This is a genomic window from Sulfitobacter sp. (assembly GCF_036961165.1).
GTDB lineage: Bacteria > Pseudomonadota > Alphaproteobacteria > Rhodobacterales > Rhodobacteraceae > Sulfitobacter.
Window position 1 is genome coordinate 14739 of the sequence record NZ_JBALVJ010000050.1, and the last position, 11741, is coordinate 26479.

Annotated in this window: 7 protein-coding genes and 1 pseudogene; 2 read left to right on the forward strand and 6 right to left on the reverse strand. The window is 57.6% G+C overall.

Features of this window, described 5'->3' with window-relative positions:
• Window positions 1-2029, reverse strand: a 2029-nt coding sequence (locus tag V7730_RS16810) for a tandem-95 repeat protein (RefSeq protein ID WP_335748750.1), incomplete at its 3' end; no start/stop codon positions are given.
• Window positions 2030-2312: 283 nt separating this feature from the next.
• On the opposite strand from V7730_RS16810, the gene V7730_RS16815 reads away from it, so the two are divergent.
• The gene (locus V7730_RS16815) at window positions 2313-4583 is read left to right on the forward strand and encodes a CHASE2 domain-containing protein (RefSeq protein WP_335748751.1); all 2271 of its coding nucleotides are present in this window, start codon (window positions 2313-2315) and stop codon (window positions 4581-4583) included.
• Here the strand turns inward: V7730_RS16815 and V7730_RS16820 are convergent, their stop codons facing one another.
• From V7730_RS16820 to V7730_RS16830, 3 genes are read right to left on the reverse strand one after another with little or no spacing between them, the layout of a single operon-like run.
• Complete coding sequence (locus V7730_RS16820; RefSeq protein ID WP_335748752.1) at window positions 4584-5906, reverse strand: HlyD family type I secretion periplasmic adaptor subunit; 1323 nt, start codon at window positions 5904-5906, stop codon at window positions 4584-4586.
• Between the two features lie 7 nt (window positions 5907-5913).
• Window positions 5914-8100: a type I secretion system permease/ATPase gene (locus tag V7730_RS16825; protein WP_335748753.1), complete on the reverse strand. Its 2187-nt coding sequence runs from the start codon at window positions 8098-8100 to the stop codon at window positions 5914-5916.
• Window positions 8097-9431 carry a TolC family protein gene (locus V7730_RS16830; RefSeq protein ID WP_335748754.1) on the reverse strand — a complete coding sequence of 445 codons (1335 nt, stop codon included), beginning with the start codon at window positions 9429-9431 and terminating at the stop codon, window positions 8097-8099. The genes V7730_RS16825 and V7730_RS16830 overlap by 4 nt, the downstream gene beginning before the upstream one ends.
• Before the next feature lie 222 nt (window positions 9432-9653).
• Between V7730_RS16830 and V7730_RS16835 the strand changes: the two genes are divergently transcribed.
• The gene (locus V7730_RS16835) at window positions 9654-10037 is read left to right on the forward strand and encodes a transposase (RefSeq protein WP_335748755.1); all 384 of its coding nucleotides are present in this window, start codon (window positions 9654-9656) and stop codon (window positions 10035-10037) included.
• Here the strand turns inward: V7730_RS16835 and V7730_RS16840 are convergent.
• Together V7730_RS16840 and V7730_RS16845 are read right to left on the reverse strand one after the other, a co-directional pair.
• Window positions 9982-11333: pseudogene (locus tag V7730_RS16840) on the reverse strand (IS3 family transposase). The gene V7730_RS16835 and the pseudogene V7730_RS16840 sit on opposite strands and share 56 nt — an antisense overlap.
• Before the next feature lie 203 nt (window positions 11334-11536).
• Window positions 11537-11741: transposase (locus tag V7730_RS16845; protein ID WP_335748756.1), on the reverse strand; the 205-nt coding region annotated here is incomplete at its 5' end.

Sequence of the window (11741 nt, forward strand, 5' to 3'; positions counted from 1 at the left end):
CTGCGTTGTTCGCCTGGTCGATGACAGGCGCGTCATTCGTGCCCGTTACCGTGACCCGCACCTCTTGCTGTGCCGTCGCACCTGCGGCATCCGTTGCAGTCGCGCTGAACACTTCGGTCACCGTCTGCCCCTGTGCCAGCGCCTGCGCCGCGGCGTTGTTCAGCGTATACGTCCAGGTTCCGCCGGCGGTGATCGCAAAGCTGCCCAGCGTGCCTGCTGTCGATCCGCTCCATTGCGGAGCAGGTCCGGCATCCACATCGGTCGCCGTCAGCTGGCCCGTCGCCACCGCCGTACCGTCCTCGGTCACGCCGCCGCTGACTGCGTTGTTCGCCTGGTCGATGACAGGCGCGTCATTCGTGCCCGTTACCGTGACTGTAATCGTGGCGAACCCTGTGCCGCCCTGCCCGTCAGACACGAGTACACGGAACGTGTCCACGCCTGAGAAATCTGGGTTGGGCGTGTAGTTGTATGTGCCGTTGGGCAACAACACCACGCCGCCATTGGCTGCACCGGCGTCGAGTGAAAAGGTCAGTGGATCGCCATCGATGTCACCCGCCGTTAATACGCCAGTAATCGATCCATCCTCCTCGACGGTGGTCTGAACGTCCGTCACATCGGGATTGTCGTTGACCGGCAGGATATTCACTCTAACGGTGCCAGTGACCACTGTGCCGTTTGGTTGCGTCACCGCATAATTGAAACTGTCCTGGCCATTGAAGTTGAGGTTGGGCGCGAACGAAAACTGACCATCTGACCTCACCGTTGCGATGCCGTTGGCAGGCGTACTCGTCAATTGGAACACAAGTCCGGATGCTACCGCGCCGACGCCCAAAATACCGCCGGAAATGGCGCCCGCGTTGTCCTCAAGACCTGCCACGGAGATGTCCCGGACCTCGAACTCGTCCAACAACAGATTGCCCTCATCGCGCGATCCGCCGTCCGTCTCGTCGTTCTGCTGCGGTTCTTCGCGCTCTTCAGCTTTAATTCCGGTCGGTTCGTCGATCGAATCCACTTGGAAGTTTTCCTGGCCTTCTTCCGTTGGAGACGTGCCAGAATTTCCTGAACTGGCATCTCCCAGTGTCACGAAAGTATCGCCTGCATCGACGCGCGCAAACGCGGAACGGTATGCCGCCACGGCCTCGGCGATCAGCAGGTTGTCTTCGGCGTCATCGGCGAGGGAACGTTCGACCTGGCGCACGTCGCCGTTGACAGAAGTCATGATCCACTTGCTGGTGGTGTCCACGATGTTGGCCACCACGTCGCCGTTTATGTTGCGCAGGACAATCTCGCCCACGTCCCCGTCCGGATCGCGGGTCAGGGACACTTCGCTGACGACCACTCCGTTCACAGCCTGAACTTCGACAATGACTGTCGTGCCGCGGATACCCATTGTGGCAGATGGCGTGTTGACGTCCATGCCACCCGTCTTGGCGACCTGGCCCGCAATAAAGACAAATCCGCCCTGGATGAGGTTGAACGTACCGGTGTTTGAGGCACTAGCTGGGTCATAGATCAACTCGTCAATGATCATCCGCGAGCCGGACGTCAGCGTGAAAATCGTGCCGTCCACAAAGGTCACCGACAGGCTACCGCCGTCGGCTGTTTGCAGCACATCATCCTGGAAAATCTTCATGCCGACGCTGAGCGGCTCGACAATTCCGTCGACACGCTGAACGGACGCATCACCGTTTACGGCTTCGACCTGACCGATCGGCACGAAGGCTGTAGTCGTTCCGGTTTGTACGTATTGTCCCGGCGCGATCGGTCCGGCCAGACGCTCCACGGCCGCGCCGCGCAAGACTGCACCGTCGGGCGCGTAAAGGTCTGCAGGCTCCGGCGTCGCGAAATAGTCTACGATGCGCAGGGTGTCCGCACCGTCGTTTGCGATCAGCAAATCCTGTCCGGCGCGTGAGAACGTGCCATTGAAGAGCAGCGCCGCGTCCGGCACTTCAAATGTGCCATCAGATTGCGCCGACAGAAATTGCTGCGGTGTTGGGGCATCGGTTTGTAGTTCAAATATGAGCGCCATGGGCTTCGCCTCGACAAAATTCAAGTGCCGACCAAGTTTAGCCGCGTATCATATCTGCACCTATGACCGAAGACACACTTAGGTAAAAAATTTGCAATTTAACATAATCAAACCCACATTTTGAATAAAATATGCGACTTTTCCCGAGCGACTTTCCTTTTCAGCCTACTCAGAATTTGACTTTTCAAGCGAATCATTGACCCTTTAGAGGCCAGCTACCGGATAAATCGTTGCTGATTTTCAGCAACACGTCCGGGGGTCGGCGCGGGCGGCACCAAAAAACATGCAACGTTTTTTTTCAGTTTGGTTGGGGTGGGTCCGGGTTGTCACATTCTTTGGTGTGCTGTTCGGTCTGGCCATCCGGATAGGTGATCCTGCGCCCATAGAAAGTTTGCGCAACGCGGCCTTTGATATCTATCACCAATCAAAACCACGGGACTATACGCCCTTGCCGGTGGCGATCCTAGATTTGGATGACCGCAGCATTGAGGAAATCGGACAATGGCCCTGGGCCCGGACAAGAGTGGCCAATCTGGTGAGACTCGCCATGCAAGACGGTGCCGTTGCCATTGCATTCGATATCGTGTTTGCAGAGACTGATCGCCTGTCGCCGCGTCAGATCGCGTCGGACAACCCAGACCTGCCCCAGGCGCTGACGCAGATCTTACAGGACATGCCAGACCACGACGAAATCCTGGCAGACAGCTTTGCCAATGCGCGGGTCATTGTCGGGCAGACCAGCGTTCGGACCGTCGCAGGCAACCGGGACGAAAAACGCGAGATGGCCCCAGCACAATTCGCGTTGTTGGGGCCTGATCCGGTGCCATATCTTTGGAAATTTCCCGACGTTGTGCAAAACCTGCCGGTTCTGGAGCAGGCCGCTTCGGGCCGGGGTATGTTCACTACACGACCAGACCGGGACGGCGTTTACCGCCGTGTCCCGATTGTGATGCTGGTTCAGGAGCAAATTCGGTTGGGTCTGGCACCTGAATTGCTCAGAGTTGCGACCGGAGGGGAGGCGTTTGCCATCAGGACTAACGAGGCGGGCATCGAAGGTGTGGTTCTGGCGCGCCAGCTGGTGCCCACCGCCAGCGATGGCACGGTCTGGCCCTATCTCACTCCCAGCAATCAGGCGCGCTATGTCTCGGCATCGGATCTGCTCAACGGGCGGATGCCTGCGGGGCGTCTCGCGGGGCATCTGGTCTTTGTCGGCACCTCAGCAATAGGGCTGGAAGATTTCCGCGCCACGCCGCTTGGGGTGGCCATGGCGGGGGTCGAAATCCACGCGCAAGTTTTGGAAAACATTATGACGCAAAGCCTGCTGCTCCGGCCCAACTATTCTATCGCGGTGGAGCTGATCACGACCATCCTATTGGGCAGTCTGGTGATCGTCCTTGCCCCTGCCCTGTCTGCACGCGCGCTTATCAGTATTTCAATCGTGCTTGTTGGCGGGTATGTCAGCATATCATATTATCTGTTTTACACGGAACGCGTGTTGCTCGACCCATCCTTTCCGGCAATGTCGACAGGCATTACGATCATCCTGATCTCTTTCGTCAACTACCTGCGCGAAGAGCGGGAACGCCGCGAAATCCGCGGCGCGTTCGGGCAGTATGTCTCGCCCGATCTGGTCAACCAGCTAAGCAAAAACAAAGGCCAGCTGTCGCTGGGCGGCGAAACGCGGGAACTAACCTTGCTTTTTAGCGATGTACGCGCCTTTACTTCGATTGCCGAAGACTACAAGGACGATCCCGAGGCGCTGACCGCGCTGATGAACCAGTTTCTGACCATCCTGTCCAATGCAATCCTGAGAACCCGCGGCACCATCGACAAGTTCATGGGCGATGCGGTGATGGCCTTTTGGAACGCGCCACTAGACACGCCCGATCACGTCACCGCCGCTTGCCGGTCGGCGCTGCAGATGCTTGCTGATGTCGATACGCTCAACCGCGAACGGCTGGCGGCGTCGCAGCTGACAAAAGACGAACGGCGCAGGAAACTGATGAAACCGCTTGCCATTGGCAAGAGCGGCAAAGTGCATCCCATCAACGTGGGGATTGGTATCAACACCGGCGTCTGCGTCGTGGGAAACATGGGCAGTGATATGCGGTTTGACTACACGGCCCTTGGTGATCCGGTGAACGTCGCTTCCCGGCTGGAAGGGCAGTCACGGTATTACGGTGTGCCGATCATTCTGGGTGAGAGCACGGCAAAACGCGTCGTCAACGACTTCGCAATTGTTGAACTGGACATGATCCGCGTGGTGGGCAAAGTCCTGCCTGAAAATATTTTCGGTCTAGTGGGGGACGAGACCCTTCGCGGTAGAGCCCAGTTTCAGGAAGCTTTCTCGACCAACTCGGACATGCTGCTTGCCTACCGCGCACAGGACTGGACGGCGGCCTTGGCCATCATGGATCGGTTGGCGCCGGTGTTTGACGCACTCGATCTGCGGATGGAAGAGTATCTTGAGGTATACCGTGCGCGGATCTCATCCTTTCGCGACAACCCTCCGGAAGACGATTGGGATGGGGTGTTTGCCTTTACCAAGAAGTGATCACCGCTCGCGCAGGGCCTCGGACCGAGCGCGCAGAATGGGTCTGGTGAGATAGGACAGGACGGTCTTTTGCCCGGTCTGAATATCCACGGACGCAATCATGCCCGGCGTGATGGGCAACGGATTGTCTGCCTCGCCCAGATAGGACTTGTCCGTGCGGATGATGACCTTGAAAAACTCTGCGCCTTCCTGCGTTGTGATGGTATCAGCGCCGATTCTGACCACCTTACCCGTCAAGGACCCATAGACAAGATAATCGTATGCCGTGATCTTGACCGATGCGGGCTCTCCCGTTCGGACAAAGGCGATATCGCGTGGCCCGAGATTGGCCTCGATAAGAAGGCTGTCGTCCAGCGGCACAATCTCGACCAGCGGCGCACCGGGCTGCACTACCGCGCCGATCGTGGTGGTGGCCAGCGTGTTGATGGTGCCGCGCACTGGCGCGCGCAGTTGCGCACGCGAAACCCGGTCATTGGCGGTCAGCAGCGTTTCCTCAACAACGGCCAGTTCCAGCTGCAGCTGCGCCAGACGCTGGCGCGCTGTCAAAACATAAGCGGATCGCGCTGCATTGATCTGGTTCCGCGCTTCGAGAATCGCTGCCTCAAGTCGCGGTTCACTCGCGGCACTGACAACAATATCGCCGTTCAACTGCGCAGAACGCGATTTGAGCCGCAACAGCTCCACCTTAGGCACAAGCGCGCGGGATACAAGATCTTCGGTCTGGGCGATCTCCTCTGACAGCGGTGCCAAGATGTTGCGGGTTCGCTCGCGCTCTGCCAGTAATTCCTGCAAGGCACTGAGCCGCTGCAACAGCTGGCTTTCCAGGACTTCCAACTCCAGGTCCAATTGTTCGCGCCGGGACAGAAACACCTCGCGTTCTGCCGCTGTGGCCAGCGGGCTGCGGGCGACAAGATCCGGGTCAAAGGACATCTCAGTCGCAAATTTCGCCTCGGCCTCCAGCCGAGCGGCCTCTGCCTGGATTGCGGTTTCGCGCTCTCGCAACTCTCCGCGTTCGGAGGTAAATCGTGTATCGTCGATCTGCATCAGGACCTGCCCGGCTTCCACCGCGTCGCCCTCGGCCACCAAGATCGCACTGATAATGCCGCCTTCGAGGCTTTGCACAAGCTGGGTCTGCTGAGAGGGGATCACACGGCCCGTGGCGCGCGCACTTTCCTCAATCTCGTAGATGGATGCCCAATAGACAAATGCGCCTATACCAAGCGCTATGGCCAGCAACAGCCACCCCGGCCCACCGTCCGCCACCGCCGCCGGAGCATCTGAAACGGAGTTCGCGAATTCGTCCTCAATCCGGTTTCCAAACATGGCGCTACTATCCCGTCTTTGCAGCGCTGAGCGCTGCAAGTTTGGCCATGACGTCAGCGCGTGCACCGTCCATTACGACGCGCCCCTTGTCCATCACCACCAAGCGCTGCGCCATGTTGGACAGCGATTGGCGGTGCGTGCACAGGATCAGGCCGACACCGGCCTCATTCAATGCGCCCAGGCGCGCCACCACCTGCGTTTCCATGCGCTGATCCATCGCATTCGTTGGCTCATCCAGAAACAGTGTCTTGGGCTTTCGCAACAACAAACGGGCAAGTGCTATGCCCTGCTTTTGTCCGCCTGACAGCCGGTTGCCCTGCTCTCCGATAAACAGGTCCAACCCCTGCGGAATATCCGCAACAAATTCGTCCATACCGGCATAATACAGCGCCCGCATCAGGTCCGCATCGCTGGCGTTGGGTGCACCAATCATCAAGTTCTCGCGCAGCGTTCCGGTAAACAGTTCCGGCATCTGTGGCAGGTATCCGATACCTGCGCGCAGGTCGGCCGGGTCGTATTGTGCAACCTCGATCCCATCAATCAAGACACTGCCACTATCAGCAGGTAGCAGCCCTGCTATCACCTTTCCCGCGGTCGTCTTGCCCGAGCCCACGCGCCCCAACAGCGCTATGCAGGAACCAGCCGGCACCTCAAAAGTCAACTCTTGTATCGCCTGGACCTGCGTATCCGGATAGCTCAGCGAGACAGCCTGCAAGGTGACGCCGCCTGCCCTCACCGGGAGATCGCCAGTCACGGTTTCGCTCTGATCGACAGGCAGCGCCATGAAACGGTTCAATGCCCCCAGTGACTTCAACGCGTATTGCGCTCGAAAAATCGTTTGTGCTACGGTGCTCAGCGGTGCCAGGACCCGGCCTGCAAGAATGTTGGCCGCGATCAACCCGCCCAGTGTAATCTGCCCACTCGACACCAGGAACACACCCCAGACGATGATCACCACACTGACCGCCTGCTGGATCAGCTGCGTTCCATTTGCGGCCACATTGGACCAGAATTTGGTGCGCCCGTTGATATGCGAGGATGCGGCCACTGCGTTTTCCCATTCGCGCTGCATTACGGGTTCTGCGTTCAGGCTTTTGATGGTTTCGATGCTGGCCAGTGATTCCACCAAAACAACGTGCCGTTTGGTCGCCATGCGCTGCGCGCGGGCTGCCGTGCGCCCGATCGGCACCTGAGCGACCAAGGCAAGAACGATCACCAAAGGCACCGCAAGCAGAGGCACAATAGCAATCGGGCCGACAATCATATAAAGGACAGCAACAAATATTCCGACAAACAGCAAATCAATTAAAGCGACAAAGGTCGCAGAGGCAAAGAACTCGCGCACCACCTCGAAATCCCGGATGGTGCTGGCAATTCCGGCGGGGCCACCTGGTCTGGCGAGCAGGCGTGCCTGCATCGCCTGACGAAACAGCCGAGATGCCACTTTGAGATCCACGCGGCGGCTGATGTTTTCGAGGATATTGGCCCGTATTGTTCGCATTACAAGATCGAGCGCCAGGGCGATCCCGACCCCGATGGCCAAAGTCCAGAGGGTGACAAATGCAAGGTTTGGAATAACCTTGTCGTAGACATTCATAACAAAGAGCGGCAGGGCGAGTGTCATCAGGTTTAACAACAGCGCTGCCAGCAACACCTGCGCCCAGTTGCTCCAGTTCGCACGGACGGGTGCCCAGAACCAATGCCCACGCATCGGTACGGATGGCTTTGCATCCGGTGACAGACGGCTGTTGACCCGATCCTCGGAAGGCGTGACAAGCATGAGGTCTACCCGAATACGACGGCGCAGGGCGCGCATTTTCAATTCTTCGGTCAGGTCAGAGTATGGATCAACGACCGTTGCCGTTTTCCGATCATCCGAGACCGCCGTCAAAACCAGTGGCCTGCCCTTTTTCTGAAACACTACCAGAGGCAGAGCCACGGGATCAATCGCAGCTGGGTCGCGGGGAACCAACGCTGATTTGAGACCAATCGCGCTAAGCGAGCGCGACAGATCCTGCGGATTTTGCAGGTCGCTGCCAGACGGAATACGCGCTGCTATCGCAGCCCATGAAAACGGGCGGTGGAAGGCGTGCGCAATCCAGCGCACCAAAGATTGCCCAGGGTCCATGCCGATGGCGTCCGCGCCGGGCTGGGCCGGCGGGACCGAAGCGGCCGGATCGGCCGCCGCTGTCATTTCAATGGCTCAATGGCTACGTCGAACACAGACATGGGTGAGATCAGGGCCTTCTTCTGGAACCCCGGCATCGGCGCGATGTCGGTCCTCTTAATCCCAAAGTGTTCTGCCAGGGTACCTTGGGCCGCCAGAACCCGATAGGTGCTGAAGGCGACGCTGGCATCGGAACTGACCTTTTGAAACTCCACATTGAAGTGGTTGCGCTCGACTTCCAACAAATCCAGCAGCGTCCGCTTCGCCGCGTCGAATTCCTCGCCATAAACGATCACGATGGCCTTGTTGATCTGCAACTGCTGCGACAGGAACGCGGCGCGCTCGGCATTTGAGGTCAGATTGATCCACGACCGCGTCGCCAGTTCGCTAATATCGCGAACGGCAACCTGGCGTTCATACTTGGCTTTGTAACTGCGCTCTGCCATCGCATTGCGCTCGGCCTTGCGGCCACCCTGATACAGCTTCCAGGTGACGCCGAGACCGATATAGGCGTCGTTTCGTTGCCCCGTTGCACCGTTGCGGTTCAACTCGCGGTTCAGGCCATAGTTGAACGACACGACAGGTGAGGCTTCTGCCATCACCGCTTGCTCGCGATACTTGATGCGGTCCACTTCGGCTTGGGAAAACTGAATTCTGTTGTTGTTGGCAATCGCAAACTGCGTCAACGCATCCAGTGACGCCGGAACACGCGCCCGTGCCAGGGCCATCGCGCCCGAGGGCTCGCGCCCTATCACCCGGGCATAGCGGGCCAAAGCGTCGCGCAAGGACCGTTCAACTTCCAGCTGCGCCACACGGGCGGCAGTGATACGGTCGTCTACCGTGAGCTCATCACTGTATGGCAGACGGCCACCCACCACCAGATCGAAGACCCGGCGGCCAATTTCGCGATGCTTGGCCACGTTGCGGTGGGCCACCCCAAGAAGGGTCTGGTGGCGCACGACATCAATATAGGCCTCCGTCGCATTCAGGGCCAGCGTCTCAGACGTATCAAGAAGCCGGAAGATGCTACCATCGACGCGGGCCGCTTCGGCGTAGACCATATTGGCGCGGCGCAATCCATCAAAGAGCACGACCTTGCCATTCAGTCCCATGTGCGAACGCGACTTGGTTGTATCATTATCTGCCGCAGACAAAGCTGTGTGATCGTCAACCCGCTGGTAGCCAAACTCACTGACCAGATCGAGGGTTGGCAGAAACTCGCCCCGCAAACTCATCATTTCATAGGTCGTGGCGCGCATGTCGGCCTGCGATGCTTTTAACGATGGGTTATCCTTGAGCGCAAAGCGCACCGCATCGGACAGCGACTCTGCAGCCGCTGGTGCGCAAATCAACGTCAACAGGCAGTACCCGACAAATGTCTTAAATACTGTTCTCACGAAAATCCCCTTTGGTCTTGGAATTTATCTAAAAATAAGCAGGTTTTCTTGTTTTGTCACGCTTAAGTTTCTGTCTCCCAAGGGGTCTGTTGCGTTTATCTATCCGGACGGGTCTGATGAAGGGGTCCGGTAAATTCAGACAGCGTGCTAAGATTTATCCAAAAAATACGATAGGATACAGACATGACCAAGAGACGCAGTTTTTCGGACAAATTCAAAGCTACGATGGCGCTTGAGGCGCTTCGTAGAGACAGGACGGCGCAGGAGATCGCGGCCAAGCATAAGGTCCATCCAACGCAGGTGACGACATGGAAGCGTCAGGCGATTGATCGCCTGACGGGCGTGTTTTCCGACAAGGTCCGAAGAGCGGAAGACAACGAGGCTGAGGTCAAGGAGCTTCATGCGAAGATCGGGAAGCTGGCGGTCGAAAGCGATTTTGTCCGTCGTCAGGGTTTTTGGAACCAAAGGCGGCTTAAACTAAGAGAGAGTTCGGCTCATCTGGTTGATTGCATTATGCAGCGTGCTGGCGGTGATGCAAGCGTCGCGCTTCGAGTGTCTTTCGTTTGATCCTTTTCGCGTTGTTGTAGAATAGCTTTGTCACGTCCGAAGTAGACGTCAGCGGGTGTGACGTTGTTGATGCTCTCGTGATACCGCTGGTGATTGTAGTGGTCGACGAAGGCTTCGATCTGAGCTTCAAGGTCACCGGGCAGGAAGTAATTTTCCAGCAGGATGCGGTTCTTCAAGGTCTGATGCCATCGTTCGATCTTGCCTTGGGTTTGCGGGTGATACGGCGCACCGCGAGAGTGCTTCATGCCTTTGTCCTGCAACCATTCCGCCAGATCCCCTGAGACGTAGCTTGACCCGTTGTCGCTGAGCAGACGTGGCTTGTGAACGACATGAACTTGGTCACAGCCAGACGCTTGCAAAGCGAGGTCCAGTTTATCTGTCACGTCTTCAGCCCGCATGTTGGTGCAGAGCTTCCAGGAGACGATGTAACGGCTGTAATCGTCGAGGACCGTGCTGAGATAGAACCAGCCCCAGCCCAATACCTTGATGTAGGTGAAGTCTGTTTGCCAAAGCTGATTGATCGCAGTCGTTTTGTCTTTGAACTCATTAGCTGCCTTGATGACGATGAAGGCAGGGCTCGTGATCAGATCGTGGGCCTTGAGTGTCCGATAAACCGTGGATTCCGATACAAAATAGCGTTTCTGATCCGTGAACGTCACTGCTAACTCGCGCGGTGACAGTTCCGTCTCCTGCAACGCCAGCTTGATGACGTCACGCTTTATCTCGGTTGGGACACGGTTCCAGACGTGCTTTGGCCTCGGCGATCGATCCGCAAGACCAGCTTCACCGCGTTGCAGGTATCGGTCGTACCATCGGTAAAACGTGGTGCGCGGAATGCCGAGCTTGGCCAGTGTTTGACGGGCGACAGATGGCCTTCTTCGACCAACCTGATGATCTCCAGCTTCTCAGATGCGGGATATCTCATTCGTGGTCGCCCCCATCGCCCAGCATGCTTTTTTTGAGAAGACGCAACTCAAGCGTCTGCTCGGCAACCACCTCCTTCAGGTCTTTTGCTTCAGGGCGTAGTTCTTTGACCTCATCGGTGTTTGCAGCGCGCGCCGTATCGCCGGCCAAACGCCGTTTGCCGGCCTCCATGAAGTCCTTGGACCATATGTAATAGATGCCTTGTGAGATGCCTTCACGGCGGCACAGCTCAGCAATGCTGTCCTCGCCGCGAAGACCGTCCAGCACGATCCTGATCTTCTCTTCGGATGAGTAATGCTTGCGCGTGGCCCGTTTGATATCTTTGACGATCTTCTCGCCAGGACTTTTGCGTGTTCCAGTTGTCTGTCTCATCTTCCACTCCTCAGTGGTTACGATGAGCCAAGAACACTCTCTTGGGCACCTCGATTTTGACTGTTTTCGCGACGACAGAGCGATTTGAGTACCCTGAAACGCGTCTCAAGACCGTCAGCTGACGGATTGTTGCACCGGGTCTGTTGACGCGCTGCCTATTTTTAGGTGGTTTCTCATGACCTGCGCCTTTGCCCGAGCGTTTCTCACGCCGGGTTTGGGTTGATGCGACGCAACTGGCAGAGTCGGCGCATGTTGTAGGCGAGGTTCTTCATCCCGATCTTGGCCTTGGCTCGAACCAGGCCAATGGTGCGCACCAAGGTGCCGCCCATATCGTTGGTCTGCGCGCCGAAGACGTGTTCGACCCGAACCCGCACGGTGGACTTGGTCCGGTTGCTGCCCTTGGCCTGT